The sequence below is a fragment of the Celeribacter sp. SCSIO 80838 genome (assembly GCF_056498065.1).
In genome coordinates, this window is the sequence record NZ_JAZKMA010000001.1 from 1,549,554 (window position 1) to 1,573,513 (window position 23,960).

The 23,960-nt window shown below is 60.3% G+C and carries 17 protein-coding genes, 1 tRNA gene and 2 pseudogenes; 11 read left to right on the forward strand and 9 right to left on the reverse strand.

Features of this window, described 5'->3' with window-relative positions:
* The first annotated feature begins 202 nt into the window (after positions 1-202).
* The 3 genes from V1475_RS07770 (at position 203) to V1475_RS07780 (ending at position 2,556) form a co-directional block, all read left to right on the forward strand.
* Positions 203-1,369 carry a nucleotide sugar dehydrogenase gene (locus tag V1475_RS07770; protein WP_479412285.1) on the forward strand — a complete coding sequence of 389 codons (1,167 nt, stop codon included), beginning with the start codon at positions 203-205 and terminating at the stop codon, positions 1,367-1,369.
* Positions 1,370-1,379: 10 nt separating this feature from the next.
* Entirely contained in the window at positions 1,380-2,390 is a 1,011-nt protein-coding gene (locus V1475_RS07775; protein ID WP_479412286.1) for a GDP-mannose 4,6-dehydratase, read from the forward strand.
* Positions 2,391-2,466: 76 nt separating this feature from the next.
* Positions 2,467-2,556: transfer RNA gene (locus V1475_RS07780), tRNA-Ser, on the forward strand.
* 213 nt (positions 2,557-2,769) lie between these two features.
* Here V1475_RS07780 and V1475_RS07785 read toward each other — a convergent pair.
* Both V1475_RS07785 and V1475_RS07790 read right to left on the reverse strand, forming a co-directional pair.
* Positions 2,770-2,952: pseudogene (locus V1475_RS07785) on the reverse strand (IS3 family transposase); the annotation flags it as partial.
* A pseudogene (locus V1475_RS07790) lies at positions 2,925-3,731 on the reverse strand (transposase); the annotation flags it as partial. The pseudogenes V1475_RS07785 and V1475_RS07790, both read right to left, overlap by 28 nt.
* Before the next feature lie 685 nt (positions 3,732-4,416).
* On the opposite strand from V1475_RS07790, the gene V1475_RS07795 reads away from it, so the two are divergent.
* A complete protein-coding gene (locus V1475_RS07795; RefSeq protein ID WP_479412287.1) occupies positions 4,417-8,409 on the forward strand; it encodes a DUF7507 domain-containing protein in 3,993 nt (1,330 codons plus the stop codon).
* An 11-nt stretch (positions 8,410-8,420) separates the two neighbouring features.
* Entirely contained in the window at positions 8,421-12,011 is a 3,591-nt protein-coding gene (locus tag V1475_RS07800; protein ID WP_479411153.1) for a hypothetical protein, read from the forward strand.
* Positions 12,012-12,059: 48 nt separating this feature from the next.
* On the opposite strand, the gene V1475_RS07805 is transcribed toward V1475_RS07800, so the two are convergent.
* From V1475_RS07805 to V1475_RS07830, 6 genes are all read right to left on the reverse strand, one after another.
* Entirely contained in the window at positions 12,060-12,863 is an 804-nt protein-coding gene (locus tag V1475_RS07805; RefSeq protein ID WP_479412288.1) for a helix-turn-helix transcriptional regulator, read from the reverse strand.
* Between the two features lie 365 nt (positions 12,864-13,228).
* Complete coding sequence (locus tag V1475_RS07810) at positions 13,229-14,077, reverse strand: DUF481 domain-containing protein (protein WP_479412289.1); 849 nt, start codon at positions 14,075-14,077, stop codon at positions 13,229-13,231.
* Positions 14,078-14,343: 266 nt separating this feature from the next.
* Positions 14,344-15,180: a metal ABC transporter permease gene (locus V1475_RS07815; RefSeq protein WP_479412290.1), complete on the reverse strand. Its 837-nt coding sequence runs from the start codon at positions 15,178-15,180 to the stop codon at positions 14,344-14,346.
* Positions 15,177-16,037 (reverse strand): metal ABC transporter permease, encoded by an 861-nt coding sequence (locus tag V1475_RS07820; RefSeq protein WP_479412291.1) that lies wholly within the window; start codon positions 16,035-16,037, stop codon positions 15,177-15,179. Before V1475_RS07820 ends, V1475_RS07815 begins: the two co-directional genes overlap by 4 nt.
* Positions 16,024-16,932, reverse strand: a complete 909-nt coding sequence (locus tag V1475_RS07825; protein ID WP_479413961.1) for a manganese/iron ABC transporter ATP-binding protein — start codon at positions 16,930-16,932, stop codon at positions 16,024-16,026. The genes V1475_RS07820 and V1475_RS07825 overlap by 14 nt, the downstream gene beginning before the upstream one ends.
* Before the next feature lie 39 nt (positions 16,933-16,971).
* Positions 16,972-17,877, reverse strand: coding sequence for a metal ABC transporter substrate-binding protein (locus tag V1475_RS07830; RefSeq protein WP_479412292.1), 906 nt, complete (start codon positions 17,875-17,877; stop codon positions 16,972-16,974).
* A gap of 162 nt (positions 17,878-18,039) precedes the next feature.
* Here V1475_RS07830 and V1475_RS07835 point away from each other — a divergent pair, with 162 nt between their 5' ends.
* Positions 18,040-18,249 carry a transcriptional repressor gene (locus V1475_RS07835; RefSeq protein WP_479412293.1) on the forward strand — a complete coding sequence of 70 codons (210 nt, stop codon included), beginning with the start codon at positions 18,040-18,042 and terminating at the stop codon, positions 18,247-18,249.
* 27 nt (positions 18,250-18,276) lie between these two features.
* On the opposite strand, the gene V1475_RS07840 is transcribed toward V1475_RS07835, so the two are convergent.
* Complete coding sequence (locus V1475_RS07840; protein WP_479412294.1) at positions 18,277-19,668, reverse strand: short-chain fatty acyl-CoA regulator family protein; 1,392 nt, start codon at positions 19,666-19,668, stop codon at positions 18,277-18,279.
* Positions 19,669-19,832: 164 nt separating this feature from the next.
* Between V1475_RS07840 and V1475_RS07845 the strand changes: the two genes are divergently transcribed.
* The 5 genes from V1475_RS07845 to prpB are packed head-to-tail and all read left to right on the forward strand — an operon-like array spanning position 19,833 to position 23,933.
* Complete coding sequence (locus tag V1475_RS07845; RefSeq protein ID WP_479412295.1) at positions 19,833-20,288, forward strand: acyl-CoA thioesterase; 456 nt, start codon at positions 19,833-19,835, stop codon at positions 20,286-20,288.
* Positions 20,275-21,198 carry an MmgE/PrpD family protein gene (locus V1475_RS07850; RefSeq protein WP_479412296.1) on the forward strand — a complete coding sequence of 308 codons (924 nt, stop codon included), beginning with the start codon at positions 20,275-20,277 and terminating at the stop codon, positions 21,196-21,198. Before V1475_RS07845 ends, V1475_RS07850 begins: the two co-directional genes overlap by 14 nt.
* Positions 21,191-21,799 (forward strand): hypothetical protein, encoded by a 609-nt coding sequence (locus V1475_RS07855; RefSeq protein ID WP_479412297.1) that lies wholly within the window; start codon positions 21,191-21,193, stop codon positions 21,797-21,799. Before V1475_RS07850 ends, V1475_RS07855 begins: the two co-directional genes overlap by 8 nt.
* A 36-nt stretch (positions 21,800-21,835) precedes the next feature.
* Positions 21,836-23,005 carry a bifunctional 2-methylcitrate synthase/citrate synthase gene (gene prpC / locus V1475_RS07860; protein ID WP_479412298.1) on the forward strand — a complete coding sequence of 390 codons (1,170 nt, stop codon included), beginning with the start codon at positions 21,836-21,838 and terminating at the stop codon, positions 23,003-23,005.
* A gap of 4 nt (positions 23,006-23,009) precedes the next feature.
* Positions 23,010-23,933, forward strand: coding sequence for a methylisocitrate lyase (prpB, locus tag V1475_RS07865; protein ID WP_479412299.1), 924 nt, complete (start codon positions 23,010-23,012; stop codon positions 23,931-23,933).
* Positions 23,934-23,960 lie beyond the last annotated feature (27 nt).

Sequence of the window (23,960 nt, forward strand, 5' to 3'; positions counted from 1 at the left end):
TCAGCTTCCCACAGGACTGATTCCGGGTCGTTGCCCCGGTCATAGGCGGGAATTGTCTCAGAGCGATGACAGATGAGCGGGGACAGGAAGAGATTGTTGACGGGGAAGGCGGCCTGACAGGGGCGCGTCAAAAGCGGACTGGATAGGCGGGGACGTATCCGGTAACACGGGGGGCATAAGAATTTCTATTGAGGGTCCTGAGATGAAAATTGCGGTTGCCGGGATCGGCTATGTGGGCATGTCCAACGCGGTTTTGTTGTCGCAACACCATGAGGTGACGGCGGTCGATATTTCGGAGGAGCGGGTCGCTCTGGTCAATGACCGGCGTTCGCCCATCGTGGATGTCGAGCTTGAGGATTTTCTCGCGCATAAGGATCTGAACCTCAAGGCGACGACGGACGGGCCGTCGGCCTATCGCGACGCGGATTTCGTCATCGTCGCGACGCCGACCAATTACGACACGCATACCAACTATTTCGACACCTCCTCGGTGGAAGCGGTGATCGCGCAGGTGATCGCGGTGAACAAGAACGCGACCATCGTGGTGAAATCGACCATCCCGGTGGGCTTCGTGAGCCGCGTGCGGGCCGAGATGAACACCGATCAGGTGATTTTCAGCCCCGAATTCCTGCGCGAAGGCCGCGCGCTTTACGACAACCTGCACCCCTCGCGGATCATCGTCGGCGAGCAATCCGAGCGTGCCCGTACCTTTGCCGATCTGCTGCTCGAAGGGGCGATGGACAAGGACACGCCGGTGCTCTTCACCGATGCGGACGAGGCGGAAGCGATCAAGCTTTTCGCCAACACCTATCTCGCGATGCGGGTGGCGTTCTTCAACGAGCTCGACAGCTACGCCATGTCGCGCGGCATGGACACGCGGCAGATCATCGACGGGGTCTCGCTCGACCCGCGGATCGGCAATCACTACAACAACCCGTCCTTCGGCTATGGCGGCTATTGCCTGCCGAAAGACACGAAACAGCTCTTGGCGAACTATTCCGAAGTGCCGCAGAACCTGATCGCGGCCATCGTCGACACCAACCGGACGCGCAAGGATTTCCTTGCCGATCAGATCATTGCCAAACGTCCGAAGATCGTGGGCGTCTACCGCCTTGTGATGAAGGCCGGGTCGGACAATTTCCGCCAGTCCTCCATTCAGGGCATCATGAAGCGGGTGAAGGCGAAGGGGATCGAGGTCATCGTCTATGAGCCGGTGATGCAGGAAGACGATTTCTTCGGCTCCCGTGTGGTGCGCGATCTCGATACCTTCAAGAAAGAGGCGGATGTGATCATCGCCAACCGGATGACCGATGAGGTCTCCGATGTGGCGGACAAGATTTTCACCCGCGACCTGTTCCACGCCGACTGAGGATACCGACATGCCCACAGCTCTCGTCACCGGCGCCGCCGGGTTCATCGGCTCTTTCGTCTGTCGCACGCTTCTGGAGGAAGGCTGGCGGGTCATCGGGCTCGATTGCCTGTCCGACTATTACGATGTGGCGCTCAAGGAACGGCGCGAGGAGACGCTTGCGGCCTATGACGGGTATCGTTCTGTGCATGACAAGGTGGAGACGCCGGGTCTTTTGATGTCGCTGTTCGAGGCGGAAAAACCCGATGTGGTGATCCATCTCGCGGCTCAGGCCGGGGTGCGCTATTCGATCGAGAACCCGCGCTCCTATCTCGAGAGCAATATCATCGGCACGTTTGAGCTTTTGGAGGCCGCACGTGCACATCCGCCGAAGCATATGCTGCTGGCCTCCACTTCCTCGGCTTACGGCGCCAATGAGGAGATGCCGTATCGCGAGACCGACAAGGCCGATCACCAGATGTCCTTCTATGCCGCGACCAAGAAATCGACCGAGAGCATGGCGCACAGCTATGCGCATCTTTTCGATCTGCCGATCACCATGTTCCGGTTCTTCACGGTCTACGGGCCTTGGGGGCGGCCGGATATGGCGCTCTTTAAATTCACCAAGGCGATTTTGAGCGGCAAACCCATCGACGTTTACAATTACGGCGATATGAAGCGCGATTTCACCTATGTCGAAGACCTCGTCCACGCCATCCGCCTGTTGATCGACGCAGTGCCGGTGCGACCCGAGGACGGCGTGGTCGAAGAGGGCGACAGCCTGTCTCCGGTGGCGCCCTTCCGCGTGGTGAACATCGGCAACAATAACGCGGTGCAGCTGACCGATTTTATTGCAGCCATCGAGGATGCGACGGGACGTGAGGCCGAGCGCAACCTGATGCCGATGCAGCCGGGCGACGTGCCGGCGACCTGGGCCGATGCCTCGCTTTTGAAGCGTCTGACGGGCTATGCGCCGAAAACCGCGGTGTCCGAAGGCGTGGCGAATTTCGTGCGCTGGTATCGGCAATATTACAACGCCTGAGCGCGAAGCTGCGGGCGTGTTATTTTGCCTTTATTTTGGCTTGTGTCTCTGTGACGGCTCCATTACACGGGTCGACGGAGACGTGGCCGAGTGGTCGAAGGCGCTCCCCTGCTAAGGGAGTAGGCGGGAAACCGTCTCGAGGGTTCGAATCCCTTCGTCTCCGCCACCTTAATTTCAGGTGTATTTTTATATTGTTTTAAAACAAAGTGTTGAGCTTATACTTGCATCAGATGCGAGCTCGGTCTTCTTGATTTGCTACCCATTCTGCTCCCCATTTTGCTTCACAATGCGATGTTGTGAGGGTGCAGACATGTCAAAACCTGTCTTGCGTGGGATGACTTGGTATCTCAAGCGTCGTTGATCTGCCACTGAACTTTGACCCAGCCGCGACCGGAGCCCGGTTGATGTTTACGCCATCTGGCGCGGGTTGAGCAATTGCCCGACGCGCGGAGCTTTCATCTCGCGCAGCGGGGCGGGCGATTGCGGTGGTCAGGCTCCGCGCGTAGTCAGCCGGGGTCTGGTCGTTCAAGGATGAATGCGGGCGTTCGGTATTGTAGTCTCCCGAGTGACGTCGTCGACCACGTTCAGCAATGAGCCATTGCGGCGCCATCGGTTCGAGCTCAATGGCGAATGAAGCGTTGGCCACCCGCGAACTGGTCGTGGACGAAATCAAGCGATCCCATTGCCCGGCAAGCGATTTGCAATGCAAATCTGCCGAGAGGAGGCGCGCATTGGGCCGCGCCTCGACCAGGATCGGCGCCCGCGTCCCGATAGCCTTGCGCCGGGCCTTTCGCTTGCGCACCGTCAGCCCTTCCTCGCGATAGAGCCGATAGATCCGGTTGATGCCGGAGGGCTCGCCCTCGCGCCGCAGCAGCACGAAGAGCCGCCGATAACCGAACCGTCGGCGTTCGTTGGCCAGTTCCCGCAACCGCCCACGCAGCTCCGTATCTGGAGCACGCCGTGCTTGATAGCGGACCATCTTGCGATCCGCCCCGGCAATCCGGCACGCCCGCCGTTCCGAAAGCCCGAACAAGGACTTCAGATGTGCGACCGCCTCGTGCTTCACGGCAGGCGTCACCACTTTTTTGAAACCAGTTCCTTCATCGCGGCCAGATCGAGCATCTGCTCGGCCAGCAGCTTCTTCAACCGAGCGTTCTCGTCCTCGAGCGTCTTCAGCCGCTTGACCTCCGACATTGTCATGCCACCGAATTTGGCCTTCCAGTTATAGAAGGTGCCTTCCGACATGCCGTGCTTGCGGCACAGGTCTGCGCACTTCGCCCCTGCCTCGTGCTCGGCCAAGATGCCGATGATCTGTTCGTCCGTAAATCTCGTTCGTTTCATTGTCCGTCCTCATGTTGGGCCGGTCTCTAATCGACGATGGAGGAAAAATCCCATGGCAGGTCAGGAGGCACCTCACATTGCCAATTTTTATTGAACCTCGCTGTGGGGCACTCAGCTGAGAATGGACTTAGGCTCCAATTTTTGAAGCGACATAGCGTCAAGGCTTTCTGCAATTTCGCTTCATATAGCCCTCTCTGGCGTCAAAGTTGACGTTTCTCAGAGAATTGTTGCTTGCGGTACGGGTGGTAAATTCGGGCCGCTATTCTTGGAGTGAGGTCTCTAGTGGGGGGTCGGGGTGGGTGCCTCGGCAGGGCGTCAGATCACGAGCAACAACGGCAGTGCTCTGATGTGTTCCGCGACGGGCGGTAAGTTTGACGGGGTAAATATGAAATCAGTGTTCGCGCGCATGCTTTTGGCATGCGGCATTCTGTCTGCGCCGATATCGGCTTCGGCGGAGCTGCAACGAAGCTACATAAACCAGGGCTTCGAGGCCCCAAGCTATGCAGCTGGCTGTACTGTGCTGACCTCCAGTGCGCAGATCCCGGGTTGGGATACAACCCACCCGTTTTCTGCTCCCGGTGGGCCTTGTACATCGGGGCCGACCCCGATTGAAGGACCTACCATCGAGATATGGAGCGGCCCGGCCCTTGGTGTTTCCGCAGCTGAGGGGACGCAGTTTGCAGAGTTGAATGCACATGAAAGTTCACGGATTTATCAGACGGTCTGTCTGACGCAGAATGAACAGTTCGCTTGGCGCTTTTCCCATCGGGGTCGGATCGGGACGGACACTGCCGAATTCAATATCGCATCAACGCCTAGTGGCAGCACAACCGAGATTGCGACGGTCTCGACGGCGAGCACGGCCTGGCAGGACTATTCCGGCGTCTATACCTATACCGGGCCGACCGGGATGCAAACGCTGGGCTTTGAGGCTATTGCTGTCGGGAGTGGAAACCTCGGCGTGGGCAACTTCCTGGACAATATCCAGGTCGAACTGACCCCCTATCTGGAGATTGCCCCCTCCTCGCAAAATTCGGGATATGAAGATGTCGGGGCAATCGCTACGCCCGGCATTCGTGTTTCCGGCCTGATTTCTGCGCCGCTGGATGTGACGGTCACCGTAGTCGGCGGCACCGCCACGCTTGGCAGCGATTATACCACCCCCGGGGGAGGAGCGAGCTTTGTGGTGACGGTCCCGGCGGGGAATTACGATGGAACGCAGATCATTCCGACCGGCATCGAAATCATCGCGGATGACGAGGTCGAAGACGACGAGACCATCGAGCTTGAAGTCGCGGCGAGCCCGCTGGATTATACCATCGCGAGTACCGTGAGTTGCGGCGAGCCCGGTATTACCTCTGCGACCTACACGATTCTGGATTTGCGTCCCGAGATTTCGCTGATCAAAGAGGCGAGCCTCCAGGACGATGGCGACGGCATCGTCAATGTCGGTGATTCCATTGAATACACCTTCACCGTGACGAATGTCGGCAATGCGACCCTTTATGACATCGATCTTGCCGAAGTCAGCTTCTCGGGCGCAGGCACTCTGCCCACTCCCAGTTGGGTTTCCGGGGGTGATTTCCTCGGCGGTGGCAGCGAACGGGATCTTGCGGTCGGTGAAACCATGGTCTTCACGGCCGAATACCTCCTGCAGCAGGCCGATATTGACGCAGGCGAGGTAATCAACCAGGCGGAAGCCACGGGGACCACCCCGGGTGGCGGCGAGGTTTCCGATCTTTCGGGGACCGATGTCGACAATGACACGCCCACAGAAACGGCTCTGGGCAACAATCCGTCGATTGCGCTGGTGAAGACCTCGGCACCCGATTTTCAGGATCCGGCCCGTCCGGGTGACACGATCAATTACAGCTTCACCGTGACCAACACGGGCAACGTGACGCTGAGTGGGATCACCATCGAGGAACAGTTGCTTGGCGCGACAGTCAGCGGTGGCCCGATTACCCTTGCACCGGGTGCCAGGGATACCAGCAACTTCACGGCGAGCTACACGATCACTCAGGCCGATATCGATGCGGGCGAGGTTGTGAACTCGGCGCTTGCGACGGGCACGCCCCCGTCTGGCGACGATGTCACCGACACCTCGGGCACCGATGTCGACAATGACGACGACACTGTGACCCTGATCGATCCACAGCCCGCGCTGACGCTGATCAAGACGGCGAATGATGACGACATCTCTGATCCTGCAGAGGTGGGTCAGCAGATCACCTACAACTTCACCGTCGAGAACACCGGCAACGTGACGTTGACCGATGTAACGTTGACCGACCTGCTGCCGGGTCTGACCTTCGACGCTGTCAGTGGCGGAGTGATCGGCACGATGGCGCCGGGCGACGTGGTGAGCTCGGTGAGTGCGACCTACCTCATCACCCAGGCCGACATCGATGCTCTGGGTGTCGACAACCAGGCGACCGTCACCGGCACTCCACCGGAGGGCGATGATGTCGAAGCTGCTGACGAAGCATCGGTGGCCTTCGACGCTCGTCCAGGAATTGAATTGGTCAAGGAGGTGGACAACTCCGGTATCACTCCGACGGTCGGTCAAGTTGGCGATGAACTTATATACACGTTCACCGTAACCAATACGGGGACGATTACGCTCACAGAGGTGACGATCGATGACCCTTTGCTAACGGTATATCCGTTCACCGAAGTCATCGGGCCACTGGCACCGAATGAAACGGTGATCTTCACCCAGAAGGGACGTTATCCGATCACTCAGGCTGACATCGACGCGGGCAGCGTGACGAACACGGCGACTGCGACTGGCACCTATGGCCCGGATGGGGACGAGACTTCGGATGACGACACGGCTGAAGCGGATGTGGTCTTCATCGAAGCCATTCCCGAGACGCCTTGGGAGTTTGACACCGACGGTGGCATCACGACCTCGATGTTGGCCTCCGACAAGATCGGTCTGGAGCAGGCGACGCTCGACAATGTGACGATCACGGTCGTGGACAGCGATCCGGCACTGACGCTCGATCCCTCCACGGGTCTTATCACCCTGTCCGAAGGCAATCCGGCGGGCACCTATGAGGTGACCTATGAGATCTGCCGCATCGACAATCCTTTGGTGTGCGATCAGGCCACCGAAACGGTGATCCAACGTCCGATCAGCGCGATTGAGGCGGTGAAGACGCAGGCGCTGAGCGACAATGGCGACGGTGTCGATGGGGTTGGCGATCTGATGACCTACACGATCACGGTCGAGAACCTCGGCAACACCACGGTGAACGATGTGGCGCTCGAGGACACTTTCCTGACGCTGACCACCGGCCAGACGCTGGCCCTCGACAGCGGTCCGACCTTTGTGTCGGCGAGCGAAGGCTCTTCGGAAGGCACGTTGGTGATGGGCGAGACCGCCACTTACACCGCGACCTTTGAGCTGACCATCGACGCGGTGGACGCAGGCGGGCTGTCGAACCAGATCCTCGCCACGGCGATGCCGGAGTACCCGGACGAATTCACCGAAGACCCGACCGAGGTGAGAGATCTCTCCGACGATGGCGACGATGGCGACGGCAATACCGTGGACGATCCGACGGAATATCCGCTTGAGCCTCTGCTCTATGACAGCGGTCTGGTGCTGCGCAAAACAACGCCGCGTGGCGTGGTGGAGCGCGGGTCCGTGGTGCCCTATACGATCACGGTGACCAATGAGAACCCGCGCACCAGTGGCACGATGGATCTCATGGACGTGCTGCCCGCCGACTTCGTCTATGTCGAAGGGTCTGCGACCTGGGACGGTGAACCGATCGACGTGGTGGTGCAGGGCAAGGTCGTGACCTGGCCCGGCGTCACCGTGCCGCCGCTCACCACCATCGAGGCGACGCTTTCGGCGCGGGTTCTGACCAGCGCGGATGTGGGCGATCACGTGAACCGGGCGCGTCTGCGCGATTCCGACACGCTTGAGCCTCTGTCCCCCGAGGCGACGGCCACCGTGACGATCTTCCCGGAACCGGTGTTCGATTGTGGCGATGTCTACGGCAAGGTGTTCAACGACCTGAACCGGGACGGCTATCAAAACGGTCCGGTCAGCCGGATCGTCGATGAGGACGCGATCTTCAGCGGCAAATACAGCGGCAAGGGCGATGCGCCCGTGGAGCTGGACCGCGAGATCGTCGAGAACGGCATCCCCGCCGTGCGCCTGACCGGTGTCGATGGCACGGTGATCACCACCGACCAATACGGCCGCTTCCATGTGCCCTGTGCGATGCTGCCGGAAGATCGCGGTTCGAACTTCATCCTGAAGCTCGACACCCGCTCGCTGCCGACCGGCTATCGCCTGACCACGGAGAACCCGCGTGTCGTGCGTCTCACGCCCGGCAAGATGACCGAGCTGAACTTCGGTGCGGCGCTGACCCGTGTGGTGCGTGTGGATGTGAATGCGCAGGGCTTCGCGCAAACCGCCTCCGGTCCGAAGATGACGCCTGCGCTCGAAACGGCGCTTGCAGGTCTGGTGCAGCAAATCGCTGGCGAACCCGTGCATCTGCGCATCGCCTATCACCTGCCGGATGAGGCGGGAGCGGATGAGAAACGTCTGGCGCGGCAATCCATGCGACAGGTCGAAAGAGAGCTGCGGGATCTTTGGAGAGAGCCGGGCCGTGTGAAACTGACCATCGAGAAAACCATCGTGAGGGTTGAGCAATGAGGACGCTTGGTATGAGCAGCAAACAGAAAACCTTCACGCGGATTTTGTGCGGCGGATCGGTGATCGCAATCAGCGCCGTTCTGTTGGCGGGGGAGGCGCGGGCGGAAACGCTCTGTGCCGAGGCGCTGGCGCCGCAGCCCGAAGGCTGTGAACGGTCCAATTCCGACGTGGTCGTGACCATGCCGGTGGGCAAGAACACCGAAATGGTGAAGGAAGTGATGGGATCGGATTTCGAAGCTCAGGGCTTTTCGATCTCCATCGACAAGACGCCGGTGGCGGGGGCCATGCCGCCCCCCGATCCGCGCCGTCCGGCCGACATCCTGGCGGACAATGCCGATGTCGACATTCGTTTCGACGGGCTGACGCCGCGCCGGTTGCTCAATGTCTCGACCGAGGATTTGCGCGCCACGTACCGGGCGGGTGAGGCGGTGCGGTTCCGCGCCTCCACCAACTACCCGGCCTATATTGCCCGCGCCGAAGTGCGGGTGATTGACACCACGGGCCGCACCCCACGCACGGTGGCAACTCTGCCGGTGGCGCCCAATGGCACGGTCAATTGGACCATGCCGGAGGACGGGCCGGAAGAGATGGTCTATGTGGTCCGCGTCTATGACGCTAAGGGGCGCTACGACGAAACCTGGCCGCTGGAGCTGAACCGCAGCGAAGGCCATTTCGACACGCATGAGACCACCGGCGCGCCGCTGACGGCGGCGGGCGAGGGCGAAGATCGCACCCGCCAACGCGCTATTCCCCTCGCGGGCGGCATGGTCACCGTTTCGGGCCGTGCCGATGCCGGTCAGCCGGTGCGCGTCATGGGCGAGACGGTCCCGGTGACGTCCTCCGGCCAATTCCTCGTGAGCCGGATCGTGCCGGCGGGCGAGCGTACGGTGGATGTGGAATTCAGCCGCTACGGGCAGCCGCAACAGATCTCCCGCAGGCTCGAAATTCCGGCGAGCGACTGGCACTATGTGGCCATCGCCGATCTGACCTTCGGGCATCGGATCAAGGACACGGAATCTGAGGCCGACCCGGATTACGAACGCAATTACGCCGAGGGGCGTCTGGCCTATTATGCCTCGGGGATCACCCGCAACGGCTGGTCGGTGACCTCGTCTCTGGACACGGGCGAGGGCGATCTGGAGGACATCTTCCGCCGCCTCGACGAAAAGGACCCGCGCTCGGTGATCGAACGTCTGGACCCGGAGGACCTCTATCCGACCTATGGCGACGACTCGACGAGCTATGACGATACGCCGACCTCGGGCCGGGTGTATCTGCGGCTGGAGAAAGACGACACGCGCCTGACCTGGGGCGACTTCAAGGCCGATGTCTCCGGTGGTGAGTTGTTGTCCAACACACGTTCGCTTTACGGCGCGGAGCTGCGCAGCGCGACGAGCGCACGCACCGAAGACGGCGAGGCGCGGGTACAGGGGGTGCTTTACGGTGCTCAGCCCGACACTCTGCCGCAGCGCGACATTCTGCGCGGTACCGGTGGGTCGGTCTATTTCCTGACCCGTCAGGACCTCAATGGGGGCTCCGAGACGGTTAAAGTCCAGGTGGTGGATCCCGACACCGGGCGCGTGATCTCGACCGAAACACTTCTGTCTGGCGTGGATTACGAGATCGATTATCTGCAAGGCGTGATCACCCTGACCCAACCTCTGGGATCGTCCAGTTCGGACGGCGGTCTCGTGGGCTCCGGCACGGGCGCCTATGACGTCAATCTGGTGGTGCAATACGAATACACCCCGACCGTCGAGGATGTGGAAGGCTTCTCCTACGGCGGACGTATCGAAGCCTGGGCGACCAACGATCTGCGCCTCGGCTTTACCGCGATGAACGAGACCACCGGCGTGGCCGATCAGCGCATGGCGGCGGTGGATGCCTATTACAAATTCGGCAAATCGAGTTTCCTCGAGGTCGAAGTGGCGGGCACCGACGGGCCGGGGTTCAGCCGCAGCCTGTCGTCGGACGGCGGTCTGACCATCACCGAGGACGGTGTTTCCGGTCTCGAAGATGCGATGGCCTACCGCTTCGACAGCCATGTCGATTTTGCCGATCTCGGCCTGTCCACCGGCGGTTATGCCGAGCTTTATTACGAGCGCAAAGAGGCCGGGTTCTCGACCCTCAACGAGGACATCACCGAGGATCAGACCCTGATCGGGTTGCGCAGCGAGATCGAGGTGTCCGACCGGCTCAGCTTTGGCGTGCGGATCGAGGATTTCGACCGAGACGGTGGCGACAGCAAGGCCGAGGGCGAGCTGGGCGTCTCCTATGATCTGACGGACGCCTGGACCATCGAGGCGGCGCTTGGCCATCTCGATCAGACCACGATCGGCGATCCGACGGAAACCGGGGATCGCACCGATCTGGCGACGCGTCTGAGCTATGCGTTCAGCGATGACACCAAAGTCTGGGTCTTGGGGCAGGCGACGGTGGACCGCTCCGGCGGGCTGGAGCGTGACGACCGTCTGGGCTTTGGTGCGGCGACGCGTCTGGGCGAAAAGGTCAAAGTCTCGGGCGAGGCCTCCGACGGCACCGCAGGCTTTGCGGCCAACGCGCGTCTGGCCTATTCGCCGACCGCCGACAATGAGCTCTATCTCGGCTACACGCTGGACCCGACGCGGACCAATGGCGGTTATGAGCTTGTCGGCGAGGATCGCGGCAAGGTGGTGATGGGCGGGCGCTATCGCCATTCCCAAACCTTCTCGAGCTTTGCCGAAACCTCGATGGATTTCTTTGGCGAACGTCATGCCATGACAGACGCTTACGGGATCACCTATACGCCCAATGCGCGCTGGTCTTTCAGTGGCGCGATGGAAAGCGGCACGGTGCGCGACAAGATCAATGGTGACATCGAGCGCGATGCCTATTCCTTCGGGGTGGCCTATACGGCTGAGGATCGCCTGCGTGCGCGTGGTCGGTTGGAATACCGCACTGAAAGCGGCGATGGCGTGTCGCAGGATGCCGACACCTGGGCCTTTGCGGGCGGGTTCGAATACCATGTCAGCGAAAGCGCGCGGTGGCTCGGCAATGTCGATGCTCTGATCTCCGACAATGATGACGACAGTTTCCGTGACGGGGAATATGTCGAGGCCAGCCTCGGCTACGGCTTCCGCCCGATCGACAACGAGCGCCTGAACGTGCTGTTCAAATACACCTATCTCTACGACCTTCCGGGTGCGGATCAGGTGACGGCGAACGGCGATACCGAGGGCGATGCGCAGAAAAGCCACGTCCTGTCGATGGATGTCGATTACGACCTGAACCAGCACTTCACGCTGGGCGGCAAATACGGCTACCGCCGGTCCGAGGTCGCCCCGCGCGGCACGGAGGACTTTAGTGACTCGACGGCGCATCTCGGGATTATGCGTCTCGACTGGCACGTGGTTCACAACTGGGATGCGATGGCCGAAGGGCGCGTGATGTATACCGAAGACAGCGAAACCTATGACACGGGCGCTTTGCTTGGGGTGTATCGCCATGTCGGCAACAACGCGAAAGTCGGTGTCGGCTACGAATGGGGTCAGGTGTCCGAGGACATGACCGATCTCGATTACGAAAGCTCCGGGGTCTTTTTGAACCTGATCGCCAAGTTCTGAGACTGACCTGAGACTGAAAATGCAAAGAGGGGGCCAAGGCCCCCTCTTTTATTCGATGTGCATTCCGGTGCTGAAATGTGTTTTGACAGTGTCATCCAAATTGGGGTCTTCAAGCGACCAGGCGCCAGAATGCGCGCGAAACAATTGAAGGGGATTGCCGGTCACCTTTTGAAAGATCACTTTCGACGGCACGATTTGCCCCGGTCGTGAGAGGCTGGTCGTCAATGTGTGGCCAAACAGATACCTGTCAGACTTGAAGCGCGGCAAGGACAGGAGCAGCAGGCCCAGATCGGTATCCCCGTCATTCAGTTCAGACATGCGAAGAACTTGGAGACATCCGGAGTTCAGGAACACGAGCGCGCCATGCTTGTAGGTTTTGATACCGGTTCTCGGCTGACCGTCCTGACGCAGGGCCATCAGGGATTTTGCATAGGTTTTTCCCACTTCCTGATAGATGCGGATCAGGCTGACATGCACGTGGCTCTCTGACGTCGCAGTGCGGTGATAGAACAGGTAGTCACCACAATGCTGTGCCAAGGCATGCTCTTCGCGCATCGTGCGCACCATTGCCCGATTAAATGTATTGGCCATTGAAACTTCGAGATCGGTGGTCAGCTTGAGTGACGCACCCGCCACGTATTCGCTGTTTCCGACGGGCTTGAATAACATGTCCAGCTCGACGTCGAGCGTCTTGGCGATGCGATTAAGCGTATGTGCGGAAGGGATGCTGCTGCCATTCAGATACTTGTTCAACTGCTGACGGTTGATGCCAATGTGGTGCGCGGCTTCCGTCAGAGTCCGATATCTTTCGAGCAGTATCTTGAGGTTCTGGGCGAGGTTGCGGGATGGCATTGCTTTCTCAAAACAGTTTTTAGTGCATTTTTGTATTCAGGATTGTATGCAAAAAAAAATCACAAAATACAAATATTTATCATGTTTTTGGTGTTTTCTGTCATGCATTTTGGGACAAGTGGCTACATAAATAGGCAAAGGGCTTGGCGCATCGTATAAATTTGGTGCTGTAGAGGTTTTCGGGTGAAGAAAACGGCGTGAAGTGGCGGCCACGGGATTTGCTCAAGATTGTGTGGTGTGCTTGATTGCAAAGCGCCTGGAGCGCGGATTCTTTGTTTGGGGACGAGGGAACATCGTTAAATAAAGAACGGGAGCCCAATAGGCTCCCGTTCATGCCTGCATAGCCTGATATGCAAACTGCTCGATTACTTAAGTGAGTAGACGAGGGACATACCCAACGTGTTGTCAGTGTTTTTGTAACCTGCCAGGGGATCGCTGTGATATTCGGTCAGTAGCGACGTGCGCAGGGCCAGTGGACCAGTCAACGCGACATTGAAGCCGAATTCATTGGTGATGGCAGTATCGGTATCCGAGGTGATGATGTCGGTGTCGTTGGTCAGGAACATGCCGTTGCCGAGCTCATAATAGAACTTGGATGCAAAGCTGCCGGCCACTTCATCGATATCGTCTTCGGTCGAACCGTCTGCCACTTCCGCATAACGCCAGCCCGGACCGGCCTGCAGCGACCAGGTCATATCGGAGGTATTGACCACACGGTAACCCGCGCCGAAGCCGAGGAAGGTGTCGGTTTCGTAAGAGCTGAACTCGTCATAGGCAGTACGGATTTTTCCGTAGCCGTAGAAGTCCTGATTGAACATGTAGGTATAATCATACGCTGCGGCCAGGGAGTTTGCAGTCGTATCATCATCACCTTCACTATATTTGTAACTCAGAGCAAAATCATGACCGATCGTACCATCGCCGTAGCCAAAACGTGCGCCAATGCCGACATCTGCCGTGTCGGAGTTGCCACTGGTGCCGTTGGCCGTCGCAGAAACGCTGCCATACCAACCGATGCGTCCGGCCCCATTGCCGAACCTGCGGGAGTCGCGTGCATCGGCAAATTCGTCGCGGATACCTTCTTCGATATCATCGACGGCATCGGTGACATTATCGATGTTGTTAAAGACTGTGCTTTGTTGTGCAAACGCAGGCGCCGCCAACATGGAGGCCATCAAAGCGGCGAGGGGGAGGGAGGTTTTTTGAAGCCCCATCAAAAGGGTTCCTTTCAATCAAATATACATTGTCAGGTCGTGTTGATCGACCGCAGTAAATATTTTTAACTTCAAAGGCTTGTCGGATTTTAGGTGAATGTCTGGGAAAGATTCTCCGTCGGTTTGAAGGACTGAGCGCAAATGCGCTCAAAAGGTAATATGATACCCTTTTTGATAGGAGGAATTTGGCCGAGGGCGCAGAGGTACACTGAGGACGTTGCGTCGTCCTCCGTGCCGCTCCGGGTTTCCGGGGCGGCGCTTTTCATTCACCGGACCATGGCGGACGTGCGCTTGATCTGCCAGATGCGTCGGAAGAAGGCGGCGAGGAAGGTTGCGGTTTGCACGAGGACGATGGTCGGTGCAGGGGCGCTGTCGAGCCAGAAGCTCGCGTAGACGCCGCCCAGCATGGCGGTCACGTTGATGGCGGTGGCGGTCAGAAGCATCGCCGAGAAGCGCCGCACGAGGAGAAAGGCGATGGCGCCGGGAGCGATCAGGAGCGCGACGGCGAGGATCAGCCCGGTGGCGGTGAGCGTTGCGACGATGGTGAGCGAGATCGCGGTCAAAAGCCCGTAATGCAGCAGCTGAACCGGCAGGCCCGAGGCACGGGCCTGTGCGGGATCGAAGGCGTGGAGCATCAGGTCTTTCCATTTGAGCAGGAGTGCTGCGGAGACCACGAGCGCGATGGAGCCCGCTGTCCAGAGATCCTCAGAGCCGACGCCTAGCATGTTGCCGTAAAGGATGTGATCGAGATGCACGTCGGAAGGCGTGGCGACGAACAACACGATGCCGAGGCCGAACATGCCTGAGAAGACGACGCCCATGACGGTGTCCTGTTTGACGCGGCTGTTCTGGGCCAGATAGCCGGTGGCGAGCGCTGTGACCATGCCTGCGGCGAAGGCGCCGAAAATGAGCGGCAGGCCGAGGATATAGGCCAGAACCACCCCCGGCAGGATCGCATGGCTGATCGCGTCGCCCATCAGCGCCCAGCCCTTGAGCACCAGAAAACAGGACAGAAGCGCGGTCGGAATGGCGACTAGGATCGAGATCAGAAAGGTGTTCTGCATGAAGCCGAACTGGAAGGGCATCAGGAGCGTGTCTATCATTCCGACATCTCCTCTTTGAGCGCGGCGCGGGCCTTGGCCCTTGCGGCCAAAAGCCCGTGTTTCGGGGCAAAGGTGAAGGCCGCAAGGAAGATCAGCGTTTGCAGGCAGACGATGATGCCGCCGGTTGCGCCGTCGAGGAAATAGCTGATGTAGGCACCCGCAAAGCTTGTGAGCATGCCGATCAGAACCGAGGTCACGATGAGGCGCGGGAAGCGGTCGCAGAGCAGGTAAGCCGTGGCCCCCGGAGTGACCACCATGGCAACGACCAGAAACGCGCCGACCGTTTGCATCGCGGCGACGACGGAGGCCGACAGCAGCACGAAGAACACGGCTTTCAACAGGCGCGGGCGCAGCCCGATGGTGCGGGCGTGGGACTCGTCGAAGAACATCACCATGAGGTCTTTCCACTTGGCCAAAAGCACCGCGAGGGAGAGAAAACCGATCAGCGCCAGTTGCAACGTGTCCTCTGGTGTGATGGCGAGGATATTGCCCATGGTGATCGTGTCGACCGAGATGGCCATCGGATTGAGTGAGACCATGAAGAGGCCGAGGCCGAAGAAGGAGGTAAAGATCATCCCGATCACCACGTCGATCTTGAGGCCTGAGCGTTCCGAGAGAAACAACATCGCGGCGGCGGCCAGCCCGCCCGACAAAAATGCGCCCAAGGCGAAGGGGAGGCCCAGCATGTAAGCTCCCGCTACGCCTGGGACGACGGAATGCGACAGCGCATCGCCAATCAGGGACCAGCCCTTGAGCATCAGGTAGGAGGACAGAAAGGCGCAGACACCGCCAACGAGGGCCGAGACCCACATGGCATTGGTCATGTAAGTATATGTGAAAGGCTCAAGCAGGATCATTTTCTGCCTCGTCAGCAGGTTTTGTCTGCACCTTCGTCTGGCTGCCATAGCGCACCAGAGGCCGTTCGTCGTCCGTGAGAATGGTGATATGGCGCGGGTCGTCATCGTCATGCAGATCGGCGCCGCTCAAGGTGAACTGCCGCAGCACGCCGCCAAACGCAAGCTCAAGGTTCTCGCGGGTAAACGTCGTCTCCGTCGGCCCGTAGCCCAGCACCGTGCCCTTGACCAGGACCGTGCGGTCACAGAATTCCGGCACGGAGCCGAGGTTGTGGGTGGAGACCAGCATCACCCGGCCCTCAAGGCGCAACTCCCGCAGAAGCGCGATGATCTGTTCCTCGGTTTTCACATCGACGCCGGTGAACGGCTCGTCCAAGAGGATCACCTGACCCTCCTGTGCCAAAGCGCGGGCGAGGAACACGCGTTTCTTTTGACCGCCGGACAGCTCGCCGATCTGGCGCTGGCGATAATCCAGCATGTTGACCCGCGCGAGCGCCGCCTCCACCGCCGCATGATCCGCCTTCGACGGGCGGCGCAGGAACCCCATGTGGCCATAGCGTCCCATCATCACCACGTCCTCGACCAGCACCGGGAAGGACCAGTCGACCTCCTCGGATTGCGGCACATAGGCGACGAGGTTCCGGCGCAGCGCCTCTTTGACGCTCATGCCCAACAGGCGAATGTCGCCCTGCGCCACGGGGACAAAGCCCATGATCGCTTTGAACAGCGTCGACTTCCCGGCGCCGTTGACGCCCACGAGCGCCGTCACCGTGCCGCGCGGAATCTCAAAGGTGGCATGGCGCAGCGCCGTGTGGCCGTTGCGATAGGTCACCGTGACGTCGCGGGCCGAAATCCCGTCTCCCGCCTCAACACTTTGCGCGGGGTTGCCGTTCTGCATCATCTTGCCTTTCTTATATCCGGCGAAGGGGAGGGGCGCTCAGTTGCGCCCGGCTTCAAGCCCATCCACCACGGTTTCCGCGGTCACGCGCAGCAGGTCGAGGTAGCTCGGCACCGGGCCGTCCGGCTTCGACAGGCTGTCGACGTACAGCTCGCCGCCATAGGTGGCCCCGGTTTCGCGCGCCACCTGTTCGGCGGGGGCAGTGTTTACCGTGCTCTCGCAGAAGACCACGGGGATGTCGTTCTCCTTTACCCCGTCGATCACCGCGCGCACCTGTTGCGGCGTGCCCATCTGATCGGCGTTCATCGGCCAGAGATAGAGTTCCTTCATGCCGAAATCGCGCGCGAGATAGGAAAACGCACCCTCACAGGTCACGAGCCAGCGTCGATCCTCCGGCACCTCGGCCACGCGCGCCCGCAGAGGCTCCAGCGTGGCGCGCAGCTCATCCTTGTAGGCGACCGCATTGGCCGCATAGGTCGCGGCGTTAGAAGGGTCCTGAGCGGTCAGGGCTTTTTCTATATTGTCGATGTAGGTCACGGCATTGTCCAACCCCATCCAGGCATGCGGATTGGGTTTTCCCTGATAGCTGCCAGAGGCGATGGAGATCGGATCGATGCCGTCCGAGAGTGTCGCCGAGGGCACGTCGCCGAGATTGGACAGGAATTGTTCGAACCACTGTTCGAGGTTCATCCCGTTCCACAGGATCAGATCGGCGTCCTGCGCGCGCACGATGTCGCGCGGCGTCGGTTCATAGCCGTGAATCTCTGCGCCGGGCTTGGTGATGGACACCACATCGGCGGCATCCCCGGCGACGTGGCTGGCCATGTCGGCGAGGACCGTGAAGGTGGTGACGACCTTCAGGCGGGCGTCATCGGCAAGCGCCGGCGCGGCCATCAGGGCGCTGAGGCCCACGGCGCCAAAAAGGCGGGGGATGGGTGAGGTCATGGGGCTTCCTGCCATTTATATGAATGATAGTCATTCTCAGAGTCATTGTAAGTGATAATTATTCGCAACTGTCAAGTGTGATGAGAGTGGTTCTCATCTTGTTGTCGAAATACGAAGCTTCGGCTTAAGAGAGGCCACGGACATATCGGAAGGCAGAGCCGTGTGTGCCGAGGTCATAGATTTTGCGCGCGCCCTGAACGTGGCTGGCCTGCGGGGCACACAACAGCGCATGGCCGTGATGTCTGTGCTCATGGAGGTCCGCGCGATCACCCTAATGCCGACGATCTTTTGGCGCGGGCCAGGGCGGAGGATGCGTCGGTTTCCCGGCCGACGGTGTATCGCACGCTTGCCGCGCTCGAAAAGGCGGGCTGATCCGGGCGCGAAAAATCACGTAAGCTTTCAGTCCCCGGAATAGGGGGCGAAACGTGATTGGGCCGGATCGGTCGCCAGCGGGCGCCCGACCATGGGAAAGGCGCGTTGCGGGCAGGCCGGGCGTTCGCAGACCTTGCATCCGGCTCCGATCGGTGTGGCCAGGTCGGGATTGCGCAGATCCAGTCCACGGGCATAGACCAGTCGGTCGGCATGGGCGAGGTCGCAGCCAAGCGCCACGGCAAAGCGTTTTCGCGGTGTGCCATAACCGCCTGCGCCATGTTCGACGGTGCGTGCGACCCAAAGGTAGCTGCGCCCATCGGGCATCTGCGCCACCTGGGTCAGGATTTCGTCGGGTTTCGAGAAGGCTTCATAAACGTTCCACAGCGGGCAGGAGCCGCCGAACCGGGAGAAGTGGAAATCCGTCGCGCTCTGGCGTTTCGAGATGTTCCCGGCCCGGTCCACCCGGATGAAAAAGAACGGCACGCCGCGTGCTTCGGGGCGTTGCAGCGTGGAAAGGCGGCGGCAGGTGGTTTCGAACCCCACGCCAAAACGTCGCCCGAGGAGTTCGATGTCGTAGTGCAACTCCTCCGCCGCTCCAAGAAAGGCGCGATAGGGCAGGATCAGCGCACCGGCGAAATAGTTCGCGAGACCGATGCGCAGCAAGTTGCGCGCTTCGGCGCCTTCCATCCCGGCCTCCTCGACGAGGCGGTTCAACGTGTCGGATTGCTCCAGAAAGGCCAATTGCGTGGCCATCTGAAACGCGCGCTGCCCTGCATTCAGATGGGCTGCGAGATGGAGGATGCGGGCGCTTTCCTCGAAGCGACGAAGGCTCCGTGCCTCCGCATCGAAGGCGATGCGCAACCCGTGCCGACCGGCGAGCCGGTCGGTCAGCCCTTCGGCCATGCGGCCATGCGGCAGCCCGTTGCCGATGTCTTCCGCTGCGCGATCAAGCTCGGGAATGTAATTGCGATGCTCATAGAAATAGTCGCGGACGGCTTCGAAGGCGGTGGGAGTGTTTCCGGTCGGTGTGTCGCCGCTGAGATGTCCGCTCAGAATATCCATGCGCTCCGACATGTCCCGAAGCCGCGTTTGCATGGCGACAATCGTTCGGGCGATGCCGGGCATATTGGCGGCTATTTCGCGCACTTCGGCGAGCGAGGCACCGGCGCCCTGATCGGCCAGAGCAGCGCGAAGATCGGTGATGATGCGGGCCTCTTCGCCGCTGAAGAACATTTGAACATCGAGGCCGAATGCGGCGTTCAGTTTGATCAGCACGGGCACGGTCAACGGGCGCTGATTGTGCTCCATCTGGTTGAGGTAGCTGGGGGAGATGTCGAGCGCACGCGCCAGCGTGGCCTGTGTGATGCCGCGCTCTTCGCGCAGGCGTTTCAGGCGAACCCCCATATAAGTTTTTTTCATCGCAATGCTTTCCTTCGGTTTCGGCAAGGGACATTAACAAACTTCGCAAATTTGCCGTCGCGTGCTGGCAAAACTATGCCTTTTCAGTAGTTTATATCTAACTCTGACCTGTGAAAAGATGGCTTTGCTAATCTTGTAAATATCCCTATCTCAGGCAGACGCACATGGCCCAGCCCGACACAGATCCGCAACGGACCGACCCGAAAACGGTCATGGTCGAAATGATCTTTCCGGATCAGTCCAATCATTACGGCACCCTGTTCGGGGGCAATGGTCTGTCGCTCATGGCCAAGGCTGCTTTCGTCGCGGCAACGCGACGGGCGGGCGGTTCTGTGGTGATGGCGCGTTCGGAGTGGGTGGATTTCACAACGCCGGTTCAGGTCGGGGAGCTTCTGGAACTCACCGCCGAAGTGATCCGCGTCGGGCGATCTTCCATGAGTGTCATGGTTCATGGCGTGGCCGAGGATCTGAGCACGGCCCTGCGCCGTGATGTCTTGTCGGGACAATTCGAGATGGTGGCGGTGGATGACACCGGGCGCCCGCGCCGCATTGGGGCCGCGCGCACGCAATCCGCTGTGGAGGAGACGACTATTCAAGGACAACAGCATGAAACTGCATGAGGTGCGGAGCTATAAATCCGCAGAACACCTGCCGCGCGAAGATCAGCTTGCGTGGAAAATTTCCGAAGTGGCCGCCGATCCGGTTGCAGTGGAGGAGGACGTGGCGGAGATGATCATCAACCGGATGATCGACAACGCCGCGGTCGCCGCCGCCTCGGTGGCCCGCCGACCCGTCGCCTCCGCCCGTGCACAGGCGCTCTGCCATGCCTATGCACAAGGTAAAATCTCGGGGGCGACGGTGTTCGGGATGTCCTTGGAGACGCGTGTCAGCCCGGAATGGGCGGCCTGGGCCAACGGTGTTGCAGTGCGGGAGCTGGATTTCCACGACACGTTTCTGGCTGCGGAATATTCTCATCCGGGGGATAATATTCCGCCGATCCTCGCGGTGGCACAGCATTGCGGGCTGACCGGCCAGGACCTGATCCGCGGGCTTGCGACGGGCTATGAGATTCAGGTCGATCTGGTGAAGGGCATCTGCCTGCATGAGCACAAGATCGACCATATCGCCCATCTCGGACCGTCGGCGGCGGCCGGGATCGGCACGGCGCTGAAGCTGCCGGTGGAGGTCATCTTTCAATCGGTGCAACAGGCGCTGCATACCACGACCACCACGCGCCAGTCACGCAAGGGCGAGATTTCGAGCTGGAAAGCCTATGCGCCCGCCTTTGCCGGGAAAATGGCGATTGAGGCGGTGGACAGATGCATGCGTGGCGAGGGCGCGCCGAGCCCCGCCTGGGAGGGCGAAGACGGGTTCATCGCCTGGCTTCTGGGCGGCCCGCAAGCGGTCTATCATATGCCGCTGCCGGAAAAAAGGCGAGGCGAAACGTGCGATCCTCGACACCTATACCAAGGAGCATTCCGCCGAATATCAATCGCAGGCTCTGATCGATCTGGCCCGCCGGATGCGTGACAAGCTGGGCGATTTGAGCAAGGTGAAATCCATCCTGATCGAGACCTCGCACCATACTCATTACGTGATCGGCACGGGGGCGAACGATCCGCAGAAAATGGACCCGAATGCCTCGCGTGAGACGCTGGATCACTCGATCATGTATATCTTCGCGGTCGCGCTCGAAGATGGCGGTTGGCATCATGTCGCATCTTACACGCCGGAGCGGGCCAAGCGTCCCTCGACCGTGGCGCTCTGGCACAAGATTTCGACCGCAGAGGACCCGGAATGGACGCGGCGCTATCATGCGCATGATCCGAAAGACAAGGCTTTTGGCGGTCGGGTCACGATCACGCTGGAAGACGGATCGAAAATTGTCGACGAGCTGGCGATTGCCGATGCCAACCCGCTGGGCGCACGGCCTTTCACGCGTCCGAATTATGTCAAGAAATTCCTGACCCTGTCCGATGGCGTGATCGCGCCCGACGAACAGCAGCGCTTCCTCGACACGGTAGAAAACCTTGCCGATCTGAAAGCAGACCAACTGCATGGGCTGAATTTCACCGTTGCGCCGGAACAGCTTGGGGGCCCGCGTCCCAAGGGAATTTTCGACTGGAGTTAAACGGCATTTCAGGCCGGTGTGATGGGAGGAGACATCATGAAAGGTTCCGTTCAGAAACCGAAAAAATCCGTGGCGCTTTCGGGCGTCACGGCAGGCAATACCGCGCTGTGCTCTGTCGGGCAAAGCGGCAATGATCTGCATTATCGCGGCTATGACATTCTCGATCTTGCGGAGAGTTGCGAGTTCGAGGAGGTTGCGCATCTTCTGATCCATGGCAGCCTGCCATCTGCCGTAGAGCTTGACGCCTACAAGGCCAAGCTCAAGGCGCTTCGGGGGCTGCCGAAAGCGGTGCGCAAGACGTTGGAAGCGATCCCGGCGGCGGCGCATCCGATGGATGTGCTGCGCTCCGGGGTCTCTGCCATGGGCTGCGCCTTGCCCGAAGCGGTCGATCACAACACCCCCGGCGCGCGCGACATCGTGGACCGGCTGATCGCGGTGCAGGGCTCGATGCTCCTCTACTGGTATCACTACGCCCAGAACGGGCGCCGGATCGAGGTCGAGACCGAAGACGACAGCATCGCCGGGCATTTCCTGCATCTGTTGCATGGTAAGCAGGCCAGCGAGGACGAGGTCCGTGCCATGCATGTCACGCTGAACCTCTATGCCGAGCATGAGTTCAATGCCTCGACCTTCACCGCGCGCTCCATCGCAGGCACCGGGGCGGATGTCTATTCCGCCTTCACGGGGGCGATCGGCGCGCTCAGGGGACCGAAGCATGGCGGCGCCAACGAAGTCGCCTTCGAGATTCAGAAACGCTACGAGACGCCGGAAGAGGCCGAGAGCGACATTCGTGCGCGGGTGGAGAACAAGGAGGTCGTGATCGGGTTTGGCCATCCGGTCTACACGGTCTCCGATCCGCGCAATGTGGTGATCAAACGCATCGCCCGGCACCTGTCCGAAGCGGCGGGGTCGATGAAAATGTATGACATCGCCGAACGGATCGAGGTCGTGATGATGGGGTCCAAACGCATGTTCCCGAATCTCGACTGGTATTCCGCCGTCTCCTATCACCTGCTGGGCGTGCCGACGGCGATGTTTACACCGATTTTCGTCATTGCCCGAACCTCGGGCTGGGGCGCGCATGTGATCGAGCAGCGGATCGACAACAAGATCATCCGTCCCTCGGCCAATTATATCGGCCCCGAAAACCGCCCCTTCCTGTCGCTCGGCCGACGGGGCGTCGACTTTCCCAGAGCGGCGGAGTGATGCCATGACCTATTTGATTGCAGACGATCTGCCCGAAGAAAGTGCCGGTCGGCGGTTTCGCAAGGCGCTGAATGAACCGGGCATCCTGAGGCTTCCGGGCGCGCATAACGGTCAGTCCGCGCTTCAGGCGAAGGCGGCCGGGTTCGAGACGCTTTATCTCTCGGGGGCGGCCATGACCGCTTCCATGGGGCTGCCGGATCTGGGGATCATCACCGTCGACGAGGTGGCGTTCTTCATCCGCCAGATCGCCCGCGCCTCCGGCTTGCCGCTTCTGGTCGATGGCGATACCGGCTATGGCGAGGCGCTCAACGTCATGCATATGGTGCGAACTTTCGAGGAGGCTGGTGCCGGGGCCGTGCATCTGGAAGATCAGCTCTTGCCCAAGAAATGCGGCCATCTGAACGACAAGAAACTCGCCTCCGCGTCGGATATGGCGGCGAAAGTGGCGGCGGCGGCAAAAGCCTCGCGCGATCTCGTCATCATCGCCCGCACCGATGCGGCGGCTGCCGAGGGTATCGAAGGGGCCGTAGCGCGCGCCAAGCTCTATGTCGAAGCGGGCGCCGATGCGATCTTTCCGGAGGCGCTGACTTCGGTCGAGATGTTCAAGGAGGTGCGCGCGGCTTTGCCCGGTGTCAAACTTCTCGCCAATATGACCGAATTCGGACGCACCCCGGCGCTCACCGCCAAGGAGTTCGAAGAGTTGGGCTATGACATGGTGATCTGGCCGGTGTCCTCGCTCAGGGTTGCCAACAAGGCGCAGGCCAAGCTCTACATGGCGCTTGCCCGCGACGGGGCCACGACGGCGATGATCCCGGAGATGCAGACCCGCAAGGAGCTTTACGAGACCATCGGGCTGAACGCATTCGAAGCGCTCGACAGCTCAATCGCGGCTTCGGTTGCGCCGGAGTGGGGGGCTGAAATCGGCTGACTTTGTCACAGGCGTGTCGGGGGCAGG

What these genes read in the sequence shown, in the direction of transcription:
- prpC (WP_479412298.1), top strand. Translation starts at nt 21,836, where the DNA reads ATGAAAGGTTCCGTTCAGAAACCGAAAAAATCCGTGGCGCTTTCGGGC.
- V1475_RS07840 (WP_479412294.1), bottom strand. Translation starts at nt 19,668, where the DNA reads ATGAAAAAAACTTATATGGGGGTTCGCCTGAAACGCCTGCGCGAAGAG.
- prpB (WP_479412299.1), top strand. Translation starts at nt 23,010, where the DNA reads ATGACCTATTTGATTGCAGACGATCTGCCCGAAGAAAGTGCCGGTCGG.
- V1475_RS07800 (WP_479411153.1), top strand. Translation starts at nt 8,421, where the DNA reads ATGAGCAGCAAACAGAAAACCTTCACGCGGATTTTGTGCGGCGGATCG.
- V1475_RS07805 (WP_479412288.1), bottom strand. Translation starts at nt 12,863, where the DNA reads ATGCCATCCCGCAACCTCGCCCAGAACCTCAAGATACTGCTCGAAAGA.
- V1475_RS07815 (WP_479412290.1), bottom strand. Translation starts at nt 15,180, where the DNA reads ATGATAGACACGCTCCTGATGCCCTTCCAGTTCGGCTTCATGCAGAAC.
- V1475_RS07810 (WP_479412289.1), bottom strand. Translation starts at nt 14,077, where the DNA reads ATGGGGCTTCAAAAAACCTCCCTCCCCCTCGCCGCTTTGATGGCCTCC.
- V1475_RS07820 (WP_479412291.1), bottom strand. Translation starts at nt 16,037, where the DNA reads ATGATCCTGCTTGAGCCTTTCACATATACTTACATGACCAATGCCATG.
- V1475_RS07825 (WP_479413961.1), bottom strand. Translation starts at nt 16,932, where the DNA reads ATGCAGAACGGCAACCCCGCGCAAAGTGTTGAGGCGGGAGACGGGATT.
- V1475_RS07845 (WP_479412295.1), top strand. Translation starts at nt 19,833, where the DNA reads ATGGCCCAGCCCGACACAGATCCGCAACGGACCGACCCGAAAACGGTC.
- V1475_RS07775 (WP_479412286.1), top strand. Translation starts at nt 1,380, where the DNA reads ATGCCCACAGCTCTCGTCACCGGCGCCGCCGGGTTCATCGGCTCTTTC.
- V1475_RS07770 (WP_479412285.1), top strand. Translation starts at nt 203, where the DNA reads ATGAAAATTGCGGTTGCCGGGATCGGCTATGTGGGCATGTCCAACGCG.
- V1475_RS07850 (WP_479412296.1), top strand. Translation starts at nt 20,275, where the DNA reads ATGAAACTGCATGAGGTGCGGAGCTATAAATCCGCAGAACACCTGCCG.
- V1475_RS07855 (WP_479412297.1), top strand. Translation starts at nt 21,191, where the DNA reads ATGCGTGACAAGCTGGGCGATTTGAGCAAGGTGAAATCCATCCTGATC.
- V1475_RS07830 (WP_479412292.1), bottom strand. Translation starts at nt 17,877, where the DNA reads ATGACCTCACCCATCCCCCGCCTTTTTGGCGCCGTGGGCCTCAGCGCC.